The 20,504-nt window shown below is 51.6% G+C and carries 14 protein-coding genes; 7 read left to right on the top strand and 7 right to left on the bottom strand.

Going from position 1 to position 20,504, the window contains the following annotated elements; translation table 11 throughout:
- Positions 1–15: 15 nt before the first annotated feature.
- The 3 genes from rsiV to fabF form a co-directional block, all read right to left on the bottom strand.
- Positions 16–897 (bottom strand): anti-sigma-V factor RsiV, encoded by an 882-nt coding sequence (gene rsiV, locus M4D81_RS12705; protein WP_260066672.1) that lies wholly within the window; start codon positions 895–897, stop codon positions 16–18.
- Positions 897–1,409 (bottom strand): RNA polymerase sigma factor SigV, encoded by a 513-nt coding sequence (locus M4D81_RS12700; RefSeq protein ID WP_071219118.1) that lies wholly within the window; start codon positions 1,407–1,409, stop codon positions 897–899. Before M4D81_RS12700 ends, rsiV begins: the two co-directional genes overlap by 1 nt.
- Positions 1,410–1,611: 202 nt before the next feature.
- A complete protein-coding gene (fabF, locus tag M4D81_RS12695) occupies positions 1,612–2,853 on the bottom strand; it encodes a beta-ketoacyl-ACP synthase II (RefSeq protein WP_260066670.1) in 1,242 nt (413 codons plus the stop codon).
- A 137-nt stretch (positions 2,854–2,990) separates the two neighbouring features.
- On the opposite strand from fabF, the gene M4D81_RS12690 reads away from it, so the two are divergent.
- Positions 2,991–3,830 carry a helix-turn-helix transcriptional regulator gene (locus M4D81_RS12690; protein ID WP_260066668.1) on the top strand — a complete coding sequence of 280 codons (840 nt, stop codon included), beginning with the start codon at positions 2,991–2,993 and terminating at the stop codon, positions 3,828–3,830.
- A 275-nt stretch (positions 3,831–4,105) separates the two neighbouring features.
- Here the strand turns inward: M4D81_RS12690 and M4D81_RS12685 are convergent, their stop codons facing one another.
- The 4 genes from M4D81_RS12685 to vgb(C) all read right to left on the bottom strand — a co-directional run bounded on the left by M4D81_RS12685 (position 4,106) and on the right by vgb(C) (position 11,350).
- Positions 4,106–4,234 carry a hypothetical protein gene (locus M4D81_RS12685; RefSeq protein WP_260066667.1) on the bottom strand — a complete coding sequence of 43 codons (129 nt, stop codon included), beginning with the start codon at positions 4,232–4,234 and terminating at the stop codon, positions 4,106–4,108.
- 1,459 nt (positions 4,235–5,693) lie between these two features.
- Positions 5,694–8,654: a DEAD/DEAH box helicase gene (locus M4D81_RS12680; protein WP_260066665.1), complete on the bottom strand. Its 2,961-nt coding sequence runs from the start codon at positions 8,652–8,654 to the stop codon at positions 5,694–5,696.
- On the bottom strand, positions 8,651–10,300 hold the full coding sequence (locus M4D81_RS12675) for an SWIM zinc finger family protein (RefSeq protein ID WP_260066663.1): 1,650 nt from the start codon (positions 10,298–10,300) through the stop codon (positions 8,651–8,653). Before M4D81_RS12675 ends, M4D81_RS12680 begins: the two co-directional genes overlap by 4 nt.
- A gap of 159 nt (positions 10,301–10,459) precedes the next feature.
- Positions 10,460–11,350 (bottom strand): streptogramin B lyase Vgb(C), encoded by an 891-nt coding sequence (vgb(C), locus tag M4D81_RS12670; RefSeq protein WP_260066661.1) that lies wholly within the window; start codon positions 11,348–11,350, stop codon positions 10,460–10,462.
- A gap of 941 nt (positions 11,351–12,291) precedes the next feature.
- Between vgb(C) and M4D81_RS12665 the strand changes: the two genes are divergently transcribed.
- The 6 genes from M4D81_RS12665 to M4D81_RS12640 all read left to right on the top strand — a co-directional run bounded on the left by M4D81_RS12665 (position 12,292) and on the right by M4D81_RS12640 (position 20,383).
- Entirely contained in the window at positions 12,292–13,359 is a 1,068-nt protein-coding gene (locus tag M4D81_RS12665) for a copper amine oxidase N-terminal domain-containing protein (protein ID WP_260066660.1), read from the top strand.
- Positions 13,360–13,778: 419 nt separating this feature from the next.
- The gene (locus tag M4D81_RS12660; protein ID WP_260066659.1) at positions 13,779–15,599 is read left to right on the top strand and encodes a cache domain-containing sensor histidine kinase; all 1,821 of its coding nucleotides are present in this window, start codon (positions 13,779–13,781) and stop codon (positions 15,597–15,599) included.
- Positions 15,580–17,151 (top strand): response regulator transcription factor, encoded by a 1,572-nt coding sequence (locus tag M4D81_RS12655; RefSeq protein WP_260066658.1) that lies wholly within the window; start codon positions 15,580–15,582, stop codon positions 17,149–17,151. The genes M4D81_RS12660 and M4D81_RS12655 overlap by 20 nt, the downstream gene beginning before the upstream one ends.
- A 97-nt stretch (positions 17,152–17,248) precedes the next feature.
- On the top strand, positions 17,249–18,574 hold the full coding sequence (locus M4D81_RS12650; protein WP_260066657.1) for an extracellular solute-binding protein: 1,326 nt from the start codon (positions 17,249–17,251) through the stop codon (positions 18,572–18,574).
- 45 nt (positions 18,575–18,619) lie between these two features.
- Complete coding sequence (locus M4D81_RS12645) at positions 18,620–19,495, top strand: carbohydrate ABC transporter permease (protein ID WP_260066655.1); 876 nt, start codon at positions 18,620–18,622, stop codon at positions 19,493–19,495.
- Between the two features lie 18 nt (positions 19,496–19,513).
- A complete protein-coding gene (locus M4D81_RS12640) occupies positions 19,514–20,383 on the top strand; it encodes a carbohydrate ABC transporter permease (protein WP_260066654.1) in 870 nt (289 codons plus the stop codon).
- Positions 20,384–20,504 lie beyond the last annotated feature (121 nt).

Raw genomic sequence — 20,504 nt, 5'->3', positions numbered from 1 at the left:
TGCATTCGCCTTGATCTATCGGATGTATTTGCTGCTGACGAGATGGTCTGCGATTACTTCTGTTGGGATCGTAAATTCCACGACGCCCATATAGCCGGGTGCAACTTCGTATTCATTGAAGCTGATGACCAGTTTGCCGTCTTGGTTGATATAGAAATTTTGGTCCTTGGCGATCGTGTGGAACAGATCCTCTGGTGCATCGGACTCCACGCCAGGCTGCTCCACCCAGTAGATGTTGTCCGAATTATTCTGCATCTGGTAGCGCATCTGCTCCTTGATATTGCCGCTGATGACCTGGATATAACGATCATCCTTGAACAGACTCGGTAGCGTGATCACCATCTGGTTCTTCTTGTCGATCGTATCGTATTTTCTGGATTCGGCAGAGCCTCCAGCAGATTCGACAATATAACGCGAAAGCGTCAGCAGTTGTTCATTGTCGGTAATCACTTCATAACCGCTAGTAAGACTCAGATGCGCGCCGCCTTCTTTATTTAACAGGGCCACTTCGTCTTTGAAGTTCTCATACAGTTTCTTGTTTTCTTCCAGGTATTTGTTATTCAGGGTTTGCTCAAGCTCCGTATTTCCTAGGTTGGCAATGCCGGGTGTTTCGATATGCACTTCCGTGTTATCGTCTTGCTCGGCATATTCACGGATGGTGATCACCTTGATGATATGGCCCAGAACCGGCACATCGGACATGGCCTGGGCCAAGGCAGGGCTGGTATTCACTCCGGCGAACAGTAGGATGCATGCAGCTGCGCTACTAGCGAGCCAGGGCAGCGCTCTATTTTTTTTTCGTCTGGTTGCTATGGTCTTGTTGACAATCGAGCTTAGTTCGTCAGGAATAGGAGTGCTCTCGTACTGCTCTTTCATCCTATTCAGCTTGTCATGCATTATCGTTGTGCCTCCTCTTGATCTTCCTCGCTTAAGTTCACCCGCAGTCTCTGTAATCCTTGGTATAATCTCGTTTTCACCGTGCTGACGTTCTCGTGGAGCACTTCGGCAATTTCGTCAATCTTCATATCTTCAAAAAACCGGAGTATGATGACGACCCGATACTTGTCGGGTAATTCCTCCAAAGATTGGGCCAGATCCAGATTCGGATAGTGGTCATGGCTGCCGGGTAATATAACCTCCAGGTTCTCGTCGTCCATGACGTGGACTTTTTTCTGTTTTCTAATGAAATCCAGGGAGGTTGTTACAATAATTCGGAAAAACCAGCTTTTTAGTGAACCCGTCTGCTTCAGCTTTTCCATGGATATAAATGCTTTGTGGATCGCGTCCTGAACGATATCGAGGGCATCCTCTTTATTTCTAACGTAGCTGTATGCCAGCCGGTAGGCGCTGTCCTGATGTTCGGTTATGCATTGGATAAGAAGCTTCTCAAGCTTCCGGCCGCCTCTCATGTAAATATGACACTCCTTTGGGCCCGCGCGGGTAACCATCAATTGCAATTGACTTACGGAAGCAAGACGTGCGAGTCTTGCAAAAAGTTTGATTCTACGAAAAAAAATTTTATATGCGTTTCTGTCTCATTATTCAGCCCAGCCTTCCAGAATCGCAACAAGAAAAAGACCCCAGTTTTCACTGGGGTCCGGGACGCATGGGTTATTCGTGCTCATATTTCTGGATAACAATCGCCGAATTATGTCCGCCGAAGCCGAAGGAATTCGACATGCCAATCCGAAGCTCGGCGTTTCTCGCCTGGTTCGGTACGTAATCCAAATCGCATGCCGGATCGGCATGTTCCAGATTGATCGTCGGCGGTATGACGCCTTCCTGCAAGGATTTCACGAGGGCGATGGCCTCCACGCCGCCGGATGCGCCCAGCATATGTCCGGTCATCGACTTGTTCGCCGTTACCGGAATGCGATACGCCTCCTTGCCAAACACCTGCTTAATGGCCGCTGTCTCCGAACGGTCACCGATGACCGTGCTTGTGGCATGGGCGCTGATGACATCCACGTCGGCTGGGGCGAGGTTCGCCTCGGTCAGGGCCAGCTTCATCGCCCGTGCCGCGCCGTTGCCGTCTTCCGGCGTGGCGACCATATGATAGGCATCCGAGCTGGCACCGTAACCGATGACCTCGCCCAGAATGACGGCGCCTCTGCGTAAGGCATGGGAGAGCGACTCCAGAACGAGGATGCCGGCACCTTCCGCCATGACAAATCCGTCCCGGTCCGTATCAAACGGCCGGCTGGCCCGGCCCGGTTCATCGTTGCGGGATGAAAGGGCGGTTGCGTTCGCGAAGCTGGCCAGCGAAATATCGGTCAACGCCGCTTCAGATCCTCCCGCAATAATCACGTCGGACCGGCCAGCCTGAATGTTAAAGAAAGCCTCGCCGATCGCGGTATTGCCGATCGAACATGCCGTAACCGGGGCCAGCGTGGAGCCCAGCGCCTTGTATTTAATGCTGATGAGCGCGGCCGCCATATTGGGAATCATCATGGGTACCAGGGTTGGACTGACCCGTTCGGGCCCCCGCGATGACAGCGTGCCGCTCTGATTCATCAGGGTCTGGATGCCGCCGATTCCGGAGCCGACGTAGACCCCCATCCGCTCATGATCGATCTGATCAAGATCGAGTCCCGACTGACTTATGGCTTGATCCGCCGCAGCCAGAGCAAACTGGCAGAAGCGGTCCATACGCCGGGCTTCCTTGGCGCCGAACAGCGCGTTTGCGTCGAATTCCTTTACGGCACCTGCTATTTGTACCTTCTGTCTTGATGTGTCCAAAGTTTCTATATGTGTAATACCGGACTCTCCTCGTACAAGCCGGGACCAGAACGTCTCAACATCATGGCCCAGCGGCGATATGACGCCCATACCGGTGATAACGACTCTTTCCATGGTTCAACAGCCTCCTTTAAGACTTTATAACTTGTCAATCTTAAGGTTATAATGTCACGTGTAGTATCCTATTACAAGATACCGTTTATCCTAGTATAAATACTGCTATCCTTAGTTGGATGAAGGAGGCTTATAAGATGAATTCCCAGGTTAGACTCCAAGCGTTGTCGGCTTTCCTGAAAGGACAGCGTGCCAAAATCTCGCCCGAGTCCGTCGGATTGCCGCCCGGGTCACGAAGAAGGACACCGGGCTTGCGCAGAGAAGAGGTGGCCCAGCTGGCGGGTGTCAGCACCACTTGGTACACCTGGCTCGAGCAGGGACGCGACATCCAGGTGTCGTCGTCCGTGCTGGACTGCGTCGCCAATGCGCTACAGCTGAACGCGGATGAGCGAAGATATCTGTATTCTCTGGCGCTGGAGAGCGGGGCGGAGCCTTATACGGTCAAACAAGAAGCGGTGCAGATCAGCCCGTCTCTGCAAAAAATCATCACCGAGCTGAAATATTGCCCCGTCATGATATCGGATCGGATGTGCAACATCGTGGGATGGAACCGTGCGGCTGCGTATGTGTTCCTTGATTTTGACCGTATTCCGCCCGAGGAGCGGAATATGATCCGGCTGCTTTTCACCCGCAGGGAGTTTCAGCGGCTGGCGGTAAATTGGGAGCAGTTCGCCAGCGGCTTCCTGTCGATGTTCCGATCCTATTACGGTCAATATGTCGAGGATGAGTGGTATGACCGTTTTCTGGAAGAGATGAAGCAAGGGCATCCGGATTTCAATCGGATGTGGGAGCAGAGCCAGGTCAGCTACGCCCCGGAAGTACATCTGGAATTCCGGCATGCCAAGGCCGGGAAAATGGTATATGAGCTCACGTCGCTCAAAGTGTACGGAAATAATGATCTGCGGTGCAGCATTTATACGCCAGCTCCGGATACGACCACGGAAGCAAAGCTGCGGCAGCTGATGGAGGAGAAGTAGCGGAGGGAGTGGGACCCGGTGATGCTATAGAAGGGATTTGCGGGGGCCGATGACGCTATCGAGGGGAGTGGCAGGGCTGGGTGATGCTATTGAGGGGAGTGGCGGCGCTGGCTGCTCCTGTTGCTCCCGGTGTAGGATTCGGTTGCTGCTTGCTGTTGATGCGCTGAGGTAAGGGACTCCAGTGGCGTGTGCACTTGCTGTACCAAGAGTAGGGATTTCGTTGCTGTTGCACTAGCTGCACCTGAAGTAGAGGACTCCAGTTCCGATTGCACTTGCTACACCAAGAGTAGGGATTTCGTTGCTGTTACACAAGCCGCGCCTGAAGTAGAGGACTCCAGTTCCGATTGCACTTGCTGCACCAAGAGTAGGGATTTCGCGCCGACACTTACTGTTCTTGAAGTCATCTACTACTTGTTGCTCCCGACCTATCGGACTCCAGTTCCGCTATATTATGAGAAAACGCCATATTTTCAAACTTAGCGGACACCAGGTACGTTATTGGGCTCGTATTCGGCGTTTTCATCGTTTTTTACAGTAAATAACGGAACTAGGGTCCGTTCGAGTTCAAAAAAGGTGGATTTTTTCCTGAATAACGTATTCTGTGTCCGGTTATGGATGGTATCGCCACCTATTGACCTGCTACCAGGGCCAACGTTCTGGTACTGACTATCTTGCGCAGGTGAGGCGGAATCCATGCCGACACTTACTGTTCTTGAAGTCATCTACTACTTGTTGCTCCCGACCTATCGGACTCCAGTTCCGCTATATTATGAGATAACGCCATATTTTCAAACTTAGCGGACACCAGGTACGTTATTGGGCTCATATTCGGCGTTTTCATTGTTTTTTTTAGTAAATAACGGAACTAGGGTCTGTACGAGTTCAAAAATGGTGGATTTTTTCCTAAATAACCTATCCTGTGTCCGTTTATGGATGGTATCGCTGCCTATAACCCTGCTACCAGGCGCGACGTTCTGGTACTGACTATCTTGCGCAGGTGAGGCGGATTTTGCGCCGACACTTACTGTTCTTGAAGTCATCTACTACTTGTTGCTCCCGACCTATCGGACTCCAGTTCCGCTATATTATGAGAAAACGCCATATTTTCAAACTTAGCGGACACTAGGTACGTTATTGGGCTCATATTCGGCGTTTGCTTCTTTTTTTGGAGCAAATAACGGAACTAGGGTCCGTTCGAGTTAAAAAAAGGTGGATTTTTTCCTAAATAACGTATTCTGTGTCCGGTTATGAATGGTATCGCCACCTATTGACCTGCTACCAGGCCCGACATTCTGGTACTGACTATCTTGCGCAGGTGAGGCGGATTACCCTCTAAGCAAGAGTATCTCAAGTTGATGCGGATTATCTTCTAAGCAAGAGTATCTCAAGTTGGTGCGGATTATCTTCTAAGCAAGAGTATCTCAAGTTGATGCGGATTACCTTCTAAGCAAGAGTATCTTAAGTTGAGTCGGATTACCTTCTAAGCAAGAGTATCTTAAGTTGAGTCGGATTATCCTCGTAAGCGAGAGTCTCTAAGTTTGAACCGGATTACCCAAGACACTGGACTTCAACTGGTTTGAACCTTAGAATCCTTAGTCATACAAGCTTCATGCGCGTAAACAAAACGAAATCCCGCTAAGCATTAAACTCCTCCAAATAACAAAAACCCCGTGTTGGCTCAGTGCCTCCGAAAAATGGCAAGTTTTTCAGTGGCCGTGTCCGCACACGGGGCTTTCTACTATTTAATGGTTATAGAGCTGCATCTGGAAGCCGCCCAGAAATTCCTCAGGCATTCCGCTGTGCTTCACCCCTTCGGGCCCGAGAACCATGCTAGCCTGACCGTTTACTCCTTGATAGCCGAGATTATGCCCAGTCGCGCCGCAGCGTGAAGAGATCCTTCAGCTCATCGGTGGACAGCTCGGTAATCCAGCCCTCGCTGCTTGCGATAACCTGATCGCTCAGCTGCTGCTTGCTCTCCAGCATCTCATCGATCCGCTCTTCGAGCGTCCCCATGGAGATGAACTTGTACACTTGGACATCCTTGGTCTGTCCCATCCGATAAGCGCGGTCGGTCGCCTGATTCTCGACCGCGGGGTTCCACCAGCGGTCGAAGTGGAACACATGGTTCGCCGCGGTCAGATTCAGACCTACGCCGCCGGCCTTGATGGAGAGAATCATGACATTCGGCTGCTCTTCGGGCGGCAGGGTCTGGGATTGGAACTGCTCGATCATGCGGTCGCGCGTCCGCTTCGGCGTGCTGCCGTTCAAATACAGCACGGGCTCACCCAGCTCTTGATGCAGCACCTGCCGCATCATCTCGCCCATGCCGATATACTGGGTGAAGATCAGGCAGCGCTCGCCTTCGTCCCGCAGTTCCTTCACCATGGACAGCAGCCGCTCCAGCTTCGCTGAACGGTTGACCACGGCCTCGGTATCAAGCAAGCCGCCGCCTCCCGGCAGTTCCGGGAGCGGCTCCTTCGTCAGCAGAGCCGGATGGTCGCAGAGCTGCTTGAACTGCGTCAGAGCTGCCAGAATGGCGCCTTTGCGCTCAATGCCCTCAAGCTTTTGCATGCGTTCCAGGAGACTGCTCACGGTCTGATCATAAAGCGCGCCTTGCTCGGCCGTAAGATGGATATAAGTCTTCATCTCGTTTTTGTCCGGCAGGTCGAGCTGAATCGAGGGATCCTTTTTCTTGCGCCGAAGCATGAAGGGCTTGATCAGCTTCTGCAGATCGGCCGTGCGCTGCTCGTTCTTGTCTTTTTCGATGGCCTGGATGAACCGGAGATTGAACGCCCGCAGGCTTCCAAGATATCCGGGATTGATGAAGTCATAGATGGACCACAGTTCGGATAACCGGTTCTCAATCGGTGTGCCGGTCAGCGCGACGCGATGCCTTGCCGGAAAGCTCCGCACGGCAGCGGATTGCTTGGTGTCCGCATTTTTAATGTTCTGGGCCTCGTCGATGCCGATCGTTTCCCACTTCATGTCTCTTAACATTTCTTGATCAAGCGTCGCCGTAGCATAAGAGGTAAGGATAATATCGGCTTGGTAAGCCTCATGATAGAAATCCTCGCTGCTGCTGCGTTTCCCGCCGTAGTGCAGCATGACCCGGAGCGACGGGGCAAACCGTTCAAGCTCCTTCTGCCAATTGCCCAGCACTGAGGTGGGACAGATCAGCAGGGAGGGGAGGCGTCTTTCTTCCCGCTGCACCGTTATCTCCTTCACGTGCAGCAGGTAGGCGATAAACTGCACGGTTTTGCCAAGACCCATGTCATCGGCAAGGCATGCACCGAGCCCGTAACGCCGCAAAAAGGCAAGCCAGGCAAAGCCGTCATGCTGATAAGTCCGCAGCTCGGCCTTCAGCCCAGCCGGGACAGGGAGGCTCGGCCATTCGTTTTGGCGGCCGAGCTGGCCTATGAGCTTCACGAGGTGCTCGTTCAGTTCCACCTCAAGCTTGATCCGCTGCGGATCCTGTGTTTCCTCCGAATCCTGCTTCGTCTGCTCCGACTCATCGTTGTTCCCGAGCAGATGAAGGTGCAGAATATCTTGAAACGATAGGCCTTCCTCACGGTCTACGCCCGCCATCATCTGGCGGATTTGGGCAACCAGGGCGGGATCCAGCGGAATCCACTGCCCCCGGAACCGTACCAGCCGTTCGTTCCGGGCAACAAGCTCGGCGAATTCTGCCTCGGAAAGGGTAGCTTCCCCGATGGCGATGCGCCAATCGAAATTGACCAGCGCGTCCAGACCGAACAGGGAACCGCCGCTGCTTCGCTCGGCGTTCTCGCCCTCGCCCGAGCGTACCTTCGCCCGCAGCTTGGGCTTCTTCTTGCTGGCGGCTTCCCACCATGCGGGCAGCAGGACCAGCCAGCCTGATTGGAGCAGCCGCTGGCTGTCGTCGGTCAGGAACTGCCATGCGGCCTCGTCGGACAGCGGTCTACCGAGCACGTCTTCAGCCGGAGCGTGAAGCACTCTTGCCGGCAGTGCTGCCTGCAATCCTTGGAGCCAGCCGGGGGACCGCTCCTTGATATGGGGTGTCCATGTCTCGGGCCACGATCCATATGCCTGCCCGTCTTCAGCAAGACGAACGGCTGCAAGCGCCGCGGCGTCTTGCTTGTCTTGCAATACAAGACGAAGACGCCATGCGGCTTCTTCTTCATCAGGCTCCAACAATTGCAGCAGCGGCCGGAATGGAGCGGTATCCGGTCGCCATCCGATGGCGATCAGCCATGACTTGTCGTCCATGCCCTCGGCTGCCGTGCGGTTCCGCGAGAAGAGAAGCGGGTATTCTCTGCGCAGGTCAGCCGCCGCCTCTTCGCTGCCGTAACACTGGTCTTGAACGGCGGCGGAGAACGCTGCCCGCAAGCCTTCATTCCATATCTCATCAGCATTCAACAGGGACAGACGGGGCTGCTCTTCCGCTGTGAACGCCTCTGTATCCCAGATCCATTGCAGCTTGCCCGATTTGAAGGCGCTCAAGCTCGGGGCATATTGCTTATCCTGAATGCAAGCTGCCAGCGAAGGCGCAAGTTCAATGAAGGGAAGGCAATCCTCGTCCCATACCCATTCAATATGTTCGAGCAGCCGTCCATCCGCAAAGAACGGTATGACCTGCTCGGAAGGCAGGATGACCACTTCCATGTCCTGAACGGATTGAACGGTAAGCTCTATTCCGTAGAAGGAAGGTTCGTGCCACGCGAATAAACGGTGCTTCAGGTATTGTCCGGACACATAACCCTGCATGACCGTAGAGCCGTATATGACGGCATCTCCGTATTCGCTTAGCGCCATGTGGACCGTGATGGTTTCAGTGTGTCTGCTCATGATATCAGCTTTCCTCTCCGCAGCTCTTCCTGGAATGCGCGAAGCCGGCTGTTTCGTACAGATAACGAGATAATGAACAGATCCCAGCGCTCCTGCTGCTTGAGCTTTTTATATAGCTTGGCTAACCGTTTGAGCAGCTTGACGGCTGCTTTATAGCCGGCTCGGTTCTTATGAAGGATGTACCGCTCGACGGCCTGATGGTAAAAAGGCAGCAGCAGCTCGGGGGCGTTCTTCTCGATCGGTGCCAGCTCGCTGACCCGGAGCTCCAGCGGCTCCCGGCCTGTGCTTAGTTGATAGTCGATCCATTCCCGCCATCTGCCGTGCGTGATCAATGCATTCTGATAGATGTCCTTCGAATAAGGAAGCATGTCGGCAAGACTGCTCCACATCCGTTCAGCCTCCTCGGGCAAATGCTCTATGACGGCATCCCAGTAGTATTGATAGCTGCTGAGATGCTCGTTGCGGTGACTGCCAAGCAGCGGGCCGATCTCCGGGAGCCAGCGGGCCAAGCGGTCCCATTGCTGCCCTGAATGCAGCATGTCGAAGAAGCCAAGGACGGAAGCCGGGGGCAGGCTGCTGACCTTGTCTGCTTGCCTGATCAGGTCCCAGGACGATTCGTCTTCTCCGAGATAGAAGGACATTAGGCTCTGCGCCATATACCATGAGGCGCGTGAAAGGCTGCTGCCGAATTCGGCTTCAGCTGCCTGCAGCTGCTCTAACTCCGCCTGGATGAAGCTGCTGTCTCTTTTCGCAAACGGATAGATCCAGTACATCCAGAGCTGCATATAGACCTGGGCGTAAAATTTGCGGTTCCGCGGCTCGCTCAGCATGCTCCGCCGGGCAAACGAAATGGTCTCGGTCAGCCGCTCCCTGAATGCCTCACCATGTTCGCTGACCTCCAGCCCTTCGTGGAAGATGCGCTCGATTCTGGCCAGGATATGATCCGCTGCCACCTGCGTATGATAGCCGATGTAGGAGCCGGAGGAATTCCAGGCACTGGCGGGCTGCTTGACGAGCTTCTCGAGAATGAAGAGATGCGCATGAAGCTCGTATAACGGATCCAGATCCGGCGGAAGCGGTGGTTTAATGTGATGGAGGGAAGCCAGCGCATTTTTGGCGTAAAACGAATTCTGCGTATTCGTTCCCAGCGAAGCCGTGCAAACTTCGAACAGCTCATGCCATGCGGAGATCGGCAGTTCGGGCAAATGGTCCGCCTTGACTCTCCATTTTGATGCTCCGGCAGACGGTCGGTCCTGCGCTGGGCTGAAGCCGGACTCGCTTCGGTCATACGAAGAGGTGGAAGCATATGTGGTGGAATGCGCATTAACCAGGGCGTGAATGGAACGACCCTGAAGTTGAGCATAGTCAAGCAGAACAGCCACCATATGCTTGCAGCCATCCTTAACGGGACAGCTGCATTTGCTGTCGCTCAGGGAGTGAAGATGAAGCTTGGTACGATAGGTTTCCGTTCCATCCACGGAAGCCTCGACCACACCGGACTCATCCGCCGGCTCGCTTGCGTGGACACGGCCTTGCTTGTAATACTGAAATCCCCGTTTAATGGTCAAATCGCTGAAAAATCCGGCGGTTTGTTGAATCAGCGTCTGCCATTGTATATCATCTAACGTTTCATTTGAGTTCATCATCGGACGGTCTCCTAAGAGAAATAATTCTAAGTATCCATTTAATCTATCACATTCCCATAGATGAAGAAACAAGTCAGGGCAGCTTCTCGCTGGAAAAGCCCGGCAGCAGGCTGCACGGGCTCTCTTTTATGGGCGGAGCAATATGTTTTCGCCCTAAACCTAATACTGAATCGTAAACCGGCCGATCTGATCGCATTCCTCGGCGAACCAGACCTCGCCGCCGGAATCCACGGTTATGCCATGAGGTTCTGCGGAGGGGGTAGGGATTGGATACTCGGTAATGTCCCCGGTACAGGTAATTCGTCCGATTTGATTGGCTCCCCATTCGGTAAACCATAGATCCCCGGAAACGCCCGCCGTGATGGCATGGGGTCTGGCATTCCCGGACGGGAGCCTGAATTCCGTAATTTCCCCGGCCGTTGTGATTCGACCGATTTGATTGCCATTGATTTGAACAAACCATAGAGCGCCATCGGCACCTGTCGTGATGCCGACCGGCCCGGATTGCTCTGTTGGAATTCGGTATTCGGTAATCTTCCCGTCCACCGTAATTCGGCCGATGCAGTTGTTCTGGTTTTCCGTAAACCACAACGCGCCGTCCGGACCGGCTGTAATATAGGAAGGGTACGATCCTTCGCATGGTAAGTCATATTCCGTAATAATGCCTGCCGGCGTTATCCTTCCGATTCGGTTGCCGCTTAGCTCGGTGAACCACATGACTCCATCCGGACCCTCCGCCAGGCCGTAAGGGGACGAATTGGCTTCAGGCAGTTCGAATTCCGTAAATGTTCCTTCCATTGTCATTCTTCCGATTTTATTCGCTTTGTACTCCGTAAACCAGAGGTCACCGGTATGGGCAGAGAGGATGGACATGACCCCGGCATCCGGAGTCGGCACTTCGAACGTGCGCATATCCCCATCCTTGGTGAGCCGTCCGATCCGGTTTCCTTTTTGTTCCGTGAACCATATGGTCCCATCTTGTCTTGCCGTAATACCATAAGGTCCCGATTCCCGATTCGCTGTCTTGTATTCCTGTGCGGCGATCTGCATGCAAACATGCCTCCTGTTTAGAAAGTAGTTGTTAGGAATGCTTTATAAGACGGATTCATCATTTGTCTGAGCGTAAACATGTCTCTCGCTCCGGTTGCCCGTAATCGGGGAGGTTCAGTCTTCAGTCTTGGATGTTTGGATGAGTGCCTGTCATGGATAATCTCCATTCTCTCAATTGGTGTTTTTAAAGTAGAAAAAACCTCCCACTCCGAGATTTCGGAATAGGAGGCTAATATGAACAAGAAAGATGCGGACTTTCATGTAGAAGTCTCAAACATCCACCTGTTACATATAAAAAAGCCGCACGAATCCTATCCCGAAAACCTCGTATCGAAATCGAAGTGTTTTCCAAATGCTTGGGACAGGATTAGTAGATCATTGGCTTTTGGTTCACCCTTTCATTTCTGGTTGCCTAGACTTTACCATAGGAGATTCAGTGGTTTCAACCCTGAATTAACTGAAGTTCACCTTCACAACCGCCGGTTTCTTTTCTCATCGATGTAGAGTTCGACAGCTGTTATGGCGCGAATCAAAAGTTTGATGAGCAGATACAATGCATACAAACCAAGCAGCATAAAAAGTCCGTTTATGATTAAGATCAACATGGGCCATAAATTAAACATGGAACTGGAACTACCTATTATACTCATATGGCTCGCCTCCCTTCAATATTTTCCTTGCAGGGTTCTCCCGGAACCGGAATGATAACCTGGAACTCCTTATTCCATAATATAACAATCATATCTGATTCTAACATAACAGAAGGGGCGTGGTCATGATTTTTGACATGGAATGGGGTGAATGATTGGATGCCCGGCAGGAAGGGGACGACAGAGGAAGTATTTATATCATTTATGGATATGAACGAACCTACCCCGGTCACGATACGTTTTAGTTATATAGCATTACCGAATATTACAAACCAAGGAGATTTAGAGAACATGATCACCCGGAAATGGACAAAAATAGCAGTAAGCAGCGCTATAGCGGCCACGATGCTGATGAGTACCTTCGTACAGGCTCAGGCTGAAGCTGCACCCAAGAAGGAAATGGAATTAAACATCAATCATTGGATTGTTACGACGGATGTTAATCCCGTCATCGTGAAGCAGACCACGCTGGTACCCTTGCGCGTTATGAAGTACTACATGAAACCTATGGAGCTTCACTGGAACAACAAAAACAAGACGGTAACTGTCAACACAGGTGCCGATCAAGTCACATTAGAGATGGGAAGCCTGAAGGCGAAGGGAAAAGGAAAGGCATATTCACTATCCATTCCCGCAGCGTTAAAGGATGGCCACGTTATGGTTCCGATCCGATTTATAGCGGAGCTGTACGATGCAGAAGTAGGCTGGGATACGAAGGAGAGAATGATTTACATCTATACTCCGGATGTCGACGTGTCAACGGCGGAGGAGAACGGGGATGTAAAGCTGTATCCGGTAAGCGCAACGAAATACGGAAGATATGAAGGCATGGTGGTCGAGGTTGAGGGAAGGAAGCGGGTCTTTGAAGACTGGAACGGCGGGGACGGTACGCGTAAACCCGTCATTCAATATCAGGATGTGACAGGCGATGGCAAGCCTGATGTTGTGGTGTTCTACGTGGACGGGACCGGCACGGGTCTTTACATGGGGGAGATGCATGTAGTCGACGCAGAGACTCTGAAGGAAATCCCTATCGAATCATTGGAGCAGGCGGTATTGAGCCATGTGCAATCCAACATCGAGAAGTATGCGGATCACTTTGTTATCAAGCTTGTGATCGACGGGAAGGAGTATGTCCAAAGGGTCGAGGATGATTCCAAGGATAAAAGCTACTTGTATGATAAGGTTGGCTTCGGGGCCGTCGTCAGGCACAAACTAGCGGAAGGCCGGCTTGTTACGGAAGCGGCAGGGAGCATAAGTCCGGCCGGTTTTGCAGGGGATCTGCAAATAACGTATCGATTTCAAGAAGAGTTGAACCGGTTTGTGGTGGATAGCATCGAATACAGTCTGGAAGAGTAGGAGAAGTAATCGCTTATTGCACACGGAACTTTAGAACTACATATAAACGCATATCCAATAAGAGGGTATAAACTTGAACAAGAAGTCATTAATCTTGATAGAATGATAGGTCTTTCTAGTAAAAAGGGCGATGCGGCGCCCTTTTTTTGTGTTTTTTAATCCAATCCCTCCTGATTTATCCCCTCCCCGATCTCCGAAAAGGAACGAATGGAAGTGGCATATATGGAACATATGCAAGAAGATTTCATCCCCTTTCATAGGCCTTTGTTACCATTTACTTGAGTCTAAAGATTCCTCTAAGATAGTTAATAAACCTGACACATTTTTACTAGGAAAAGAGAGTGATTTCAAAGTAAACGCATTCAATGTCAAGTAATATAACAAGCCCATACCATGGGGACTTTGAACGAGGTGTTTTTGTGCAGCAATGGCTTGGGAAATCGCTAAAGCATAAATTGTCGCTACTTATTATTGTCGCTACGCTGGTGCCGCTGCTGTTTCTTGGTATTTTCTCTTTTAACATAGCCAAGAGCCTGACGGAGGAGAAGGCCAAGATTACAGGAATGAATACGCTTCGGCAGCTGGAAGCTTACCTGGATACGATGGTCAAAGACGTGGAGAACATCTCGCTGTTTCTCATCGGGCATACCGGAGTTCAAGCCTATCTGAAGACCGAGCAGAGCAACTATGTCCAGCAGACGACGGTTATCAATTTTTTGACGAACCTGGCCTTTTCCAAAGATTATATCGCCAACATCATTGTCGAACCGCTCGGCAGCAAAGATGCAATCTCGCATAAATCCTTGGTACGCTCCGAGTTCCGGAATATTACCGAGGTGGTCCCTGACTATTACGAGCAGCATCCCAAATGGTGGTCCTTTGTTCATCGCCAGTGGACCTTCGAAGGCGTTAGGAAAGTCATTACGTTGGCCAGACCGATCCGGAGCACGGATAAATATAAGCCGATCGGGAACCTGCAGATCAACCTGGACCAGGGCGTCATTGCCAATCAATTCCGGCAGGCCGTTCTAGAGAAGACCGGGTTTGTCCTTCTTCTTGACGAGAATAATCGGATTATCGCCGGTCCGCCGGATATGGAGACCAATCTTACGCTTGCAGATTATTATCCTGCGATTGGAGAGTTTGAGGGGCTCAGCGGAAATATAGACTATGGCGAGGGGAGCAACAAGAAGACCATTCTCTATAAGAAAATGTCCAGCGTGAACTGGAAACTGGTCGGCATCATTCCTTCTCAGGAATACCGTTCCCAGAACCAGTACTTTATCAAATTGACGGCAGTTGCGGTCACGGTGGCCATCCTGCTCGCCATTATACTGGTACTTTTCCTGATCCAGAAAATTACGAATCCGCTGTCTGTGCTAACGAAGTTTCTCAAGAACTCAAGCCCGGAGGAGCCGCTGCCTGCGCTCCCGGTTAAGACGGTCGATGAGGTCGGACAGCTCATTATCAGTTATAACCGGCTCAGTTCGCGAATTGTGAAGCTTACCGATGAAGTGAAGCTGAACGAGTCGCTGAAGAAGGAGGCGGATATGCATGCGCTGCAAGTGCAGATCAATCCGCATTTCCTCTACAATACGCTGTCATCCATCCATTGGCTGGCGCTGATGAACCAGGATGTGAAAATTGCCGAGATGGTGGGATCGCTCAGTGATTTCCTGAGGTTCAGCCTCAATAACGGGCAGGAATATTGCACGATTCAGCAGGAAATTATGCATGTCCGTCATTACGTGAATATCCAAACCATCCGCTATCCGGAAAAGTTCAAGTTTGAGGTTCATGTGGAGGAAGAGCTGTATCAGCACACCATGTTAAAGCTGCTGCTGCAGCCGTTGGTTGAAAACTCCATGCTGCATGGTATTTTGAGCCGTGACGGGATGGGGACGATTACGATTCGCGGGCACCGCGAGCCTGAAGGGATCCACTTCGTGGTGGAGGATGATGGCATCGGAATGACGACGGATCGCCTGAAATGGCTTCAGGATCAGCTGGTTGAGAATCCGCTGCAGTACGAGAAGGGGCAGACCCCGCGCGGAAGCTACGGGCTGCGAAATGTCCATAAACGGCTGCTCCTTCATTACGGCAAGGATGCGGGCTTGCGTGTGGAGAGTACGGAAGGAGCCGGAACGCGTGTGATGTTTACAATACCTGATTTACCTGAAATTCAACAATCTGAATTATCCAGCAAAGGGGATGGCGACAATGAAGGTACTGATCGTTGATGATGAAGTAATCATTCGAAATGGTCTGAGTACAGTGATCAATTGGGCCGATAACGGCTTTACGGTGCTGACGCCCGCGGCTTCAGCGGAGGAAGCCCTTCAGCGTATTCCCGTTGAAATGCCCGAAATTATTTTTACCGATATTCGCATGACAGGCTTGAGCGGACTGGATATGGCACATGAAGTCAAGCAGCAGTATCCCGAGATCGAAATCATTGTGATATCGGGATATGATGAATTCTCATATGCGCAGCAGGCCATGCGGGAAGGCGTAAGTGACTATTTGCTGAAGACGAGCAGGCCCGGGGAAATTATCGAGGCTGCTGTCCAAGCAAGAGAGCGTTTGTTACAGCGCAGGCTTACACAAGCGAAGGGAAGGGCGCAGGAGTTGGTAGTCAGCCGGGGTTTCCTGAGAAGGCTGCTTGCTTCCGGCACTCCGCTGGACGAGCATGCCGAGGCCGAATTGTGTGAGCGATACCCGGAGCTGCGTTTGGAATCGAACGGCTCGGTGCTGCAGATCTGGATACTGTCGGTATATCCGCTGCATCCAGAAGAAGAGGAACAATCTAACGTTAGCGAACTGCATCGATTAATCGGCACGGAGTTGGCCGAAGAGCTGCAATGCGCGTGGCTGGAGTGGAACGGCTCCTTGCTTCTGTTGGTGCGGGCAGAGCCGAATCATGGCTGGGGGCGGGTAGATTCCGCTCTGCGGAAGATGGAATCCACGCACGCCTGCCGCATCACGGCTGCCAGCGGCCGACGGGTCGCAAACGCCAGGGAGCTGCACATTGCGCTGGCTACCGCGGTAGAGGCCAGCTCCTACGAATGGCTGCTGCAATCGGAACGGCATATCCGTTATGAAGATATCAAAGGACGTACAGGCATCCGCACGGTCTGTTCGATGGAGGAAGAAACCAAGATGTCATCCCTGCTGCGTTCGGGAGAATCCGCCGACTTGCAGGCATGGGTGACGGATTTGCTTCGGCGCATCCAAAGTCAGGGCCAGGCAACGCCTGGCTCGGTTCAGGCTTACCTGCATTCCCTGATCGTCTCGGCACAGCGCTGGCTTATACGGGCTGCGACGTCTATTGGCTATACCAGTCCGGTGAAAGTGGAAGAGACGTACGATATCCGCGAGTTGACCAATAATCCGGAGAAGGTGCTGGTCGATTCACTCGGGCTCATCATGAAGGAGTACCGTGACATGGTGTCGACGACAAGTCCCGTCCAGCGAGCGATCTCCTTCATTCATGAGCATCTGGGACAGAGCTTGTCTCTCCAACAAGTGGCCAAGCATGTTCATATGAACCCCAATTATTTCAGCGAGATGTTCAAGAAGGAAACCGGACAGAACTATATCGAATTCGTGACCCAGGCCAAACTGCGAAAAGCAATGCACCTGTTAAGGGAAACGCCAGCCAAGATCAGTGAAATCGCGAATGAAATCGGCTATGAGGATATTAAGTATTTTAACCGCCTGTTCAAGAAATGGACGGGACAAACCCCGTCGGAGTATCGGGCAAATCCTGAATTTTGTCCCTCTATGGACTGAATTATATCCCCTATGTAAGCGTTATATCCTTTTATATACTTGGACTAATCATCTAAGACGTTTCATCATTTTCGTATATTAAAAAGGGGGATTGACCATGAGACCAAAACGTAAAATAGGTCTTGTACTGCTGATGATGTCACTGGTCCTTGCAGCTTGCGGAGGCGGGCAGGGCAAAGAGCAGGCGGGAGGAAATGAGGGTAATCAAGAGAAGGTCAAGCTGACCATCTGGCATAACTTTGCCGGTGACGACCTGCGCGCAAAATCAGTCCGAAGCTTTATCGATCAGTTTGCTCAGGACCATCCTGAAGTGACGCTCGATGCACAAGCGATTCCGCCGGACGGTTATCGTCAACGTCTGAGTACGGTTGCGGCTGCGAATGAAATGCCGGATGTATTCTTCGTATATGCAGGAAGTCAGTCAGCCGAGCTTCATCAGGCGAAGCTCCTTCAGCCGATTACAGAGGTGCTCGATGCGCATTCGGATTGGAAAGATAAATTCCTGCCGGGAGCGTTTGATCCGTACGAGTTCGAGGACGGCCAGATCTACTCCGCTCCACTAGGCATGTCGGCAACTTCGATTCTCTATTACAACAAAGCATTGTTTGACAAACATAACGTAAAAGTTCCAACGACTTGGGAAGAAATGATGGCGGCGGTTAAAACGTTCAATGATAACGGCATTACGCCGATCGCGCTCGGAAACAAAGCGCCATGGGTTGCGCAATCCACCATTATCGGATCGATTGCCGACCGTGTGACAGGCACCGAATGGTTTAAGAAAGCGGCAGCACAGGATGGCGCGAAATTTACCGATCCTGAGTTTATCGAAGCGCTTGGATATTTCAAAGAGCTGGTAGATAACAAAGCCTTCCAGGAAGGCGCGAACAGCATCGACAACACGCAAGCCGAGCAGTATTTCATCCAAGGCAATGCAGCGATGATGATCAGCGGCGCATGGACCCTCACGAACCTGGCGGCTTCTTCCTCGGAAGAGCAGATGAAGGATATTGAAGTGACGACTCTGCCTGCGATCCCTGGAGGCAAAGGCGAAGCTAACACCATCTCCGGCGGAGCTGGCGGCGGTCTGGCCCTTAGCAGTAGAACGGAAGGGAAAGCGAAAGAATTGGCGCTCGAACTGATTTATGCCGTGAGTGGACCGGAAGCGCAAAAAGCGATTGCCGAGAGCAACTCCATGGTGATGTACGATACTGAAATCGATGAGTCCAAAGTTACTTCCTTGTACTACAAAGCCTTTAACCTGGTGAAATCCACAGGCATTACGCCGGTATACGATGCATATCTGTCTGCAGAGGCGGCTGAAGTCATCAACAACGGTCTGCAGGAAATTATGATGGGCGGTCCCGTCGAAGGTGTGGCCCAGAAGCTGCAGGACGCGCAAGCCAGATCCGCTACTCCATAAGAAACCATTCACCACTGCATAAGGATTAGGAGGGAGGAGGCTGCCATGCCTACAGCGATGAGAAGCAAAGGATTTATAGCCATAGCTCTTCTTCCTGCGCTTCTGTTGTTTCTGATATTTGTCATTATTCCGGTCTTCTGGTCAGCTTACTACGGATTTTTCAGTTGGAAAGGGTTCGGAGACGCCACATTTATCGGCCTTGATAATTATATAGAGATGTTCAAGGATCCAATCTTCTGGCGGGCGCTTCGAAACAACCTGATTCTGGTTGTATCATCCATTATCGGTCAGGTTCCAATCGCGTTGATTCTGGCCATTGTATTGTTCAAGAATTCGTTCTTCTCCAGGTTCATCCGGTCTGCCGTATTCATGCCGATGGTTCTCTCCACGGTTGTTGTCGGTCTGATCTGGGGTTATATTTACCACCCGCAGTTCGGGATTGCCAACTATGTGCTGGAGATGCTCGGTCTGGAATCATGGACCCGCGCCTGGCTGTCTGATCCGAAAGTGAACATGCTGGCGATCTCGATCCCGATTAACTGGGCGAACGTCGGTCCTTATCTGGTGATTTTTATTGCGGCTCTGCAAAATATTTCACCGGAGATCCATGATGCGGCCAAAATCGATGGATCCACGGGCTGGAACAAGCTGATGCAAATCACACTGCCGATGATATGGAGCACGGTTGTCGTGACGATTGTGCTCTGTATCTCGGGTAGCCTGAAGGCTTTTGACCATGTCATCGTCATGACGGGCGGCGGACCGGCACAATCGACCGAGCTGCTTGCCACGTATATGTACAACAGCACGTTCAGCGTGTACCGTTACGGTTACGGCTCTGCCGTTTCCACGATGATTATGATTGTCAGCGCCATTCTTATTGCACTTAACTATTTCGCAACGCGCAGAAAGTCAAGTTAACATGAAGGAGGGAGCGATGTGAATTCACAGACGACCGGGACCGGAAATGCTTCAGGGAAACGCGTTATCACGAAGGGGTTAACCGGGATCGTAAAATTGCTGCTGCTTGTGTATGCGATTCTTACGCTCTATCCCTTGTACTGGCTTTTTACGAGCGCGTTTAAATCGAATCAGGATTTCTTCACCAACCCTTACGGCTTGCCGAAGGAGTGGATGACCGAGAATTTATTCCGGGCATGGGAGCTTGGAAATATGGGCAGAGCGATGCTGAATTCAACGGTTGTGACGATTACAGCCGTCGTTCTGACCATCCTGCTCAGTGTACTTGCGGCGTATGTACTGTCCAGATTCGAGTTTCGGTTCAAAAAGCTGGTGGTCGTGTTGTTTACGACCGGGCTGCTGATTCCGATTCACAGTACGTTGGTGCCTTTGTTTATTATGATGAAAAATATCGGCTTACTCGACACGTACGGTGCGCTCATTCTGCCGTATACGGCATTTGAGCTGCCGATCGCAATCTTCCTGGCGATGGCCTACATGTCATCCATTCCTAGAGAGATTGAAGAAGCGGCCATGATTGACGGTAGCGGCTGGTGGGGAATCTTCGGCAGAATGATTCTTCCGCTCTGTACGCCCATTGTGGCAACGATATCGATTCTGGCATTCCTCCGATTCTGGAATGACTTCTCCTTTGCACTCGTATTTATTAATACGCAAGCGCTAAAGACGCTTCCGCTCAGTCTGTCTCTGTTCTCGGACGGCTTCGGTACGGATTACAGCTTGACGATGGGAGCGATGGCGATCGCAGTCATTCCGACGATCGTGGCCTACCTGATCCTGCAGGAGCAGATCATGAAGGGCATGGTGGCAGGATCCATCAAAGGTTAATTCTCCAGCCATTTCAATATTCTTGAAAGAAAGAGCCTCTTCCGGTCAACGGAAGGGGCTTTTCGTAGTATTAGGTCAACCAGGATCATCAGGTTGGTCTAATTCCCGTATTGCGGTTTGT

The organism is Paenibacillus sp. p3-SID867 (assembly GCF_025142895.1).
GTDB lineage: Bacteria > Bacillota > Bacilli > Paenibacillales > Paenibacillaceae > Paenibacillus_AQ.
Note: the sequence above shows the minus strand (reverse complement) of the source record. Positions and strands in the feature narration are given on the sequence as shown.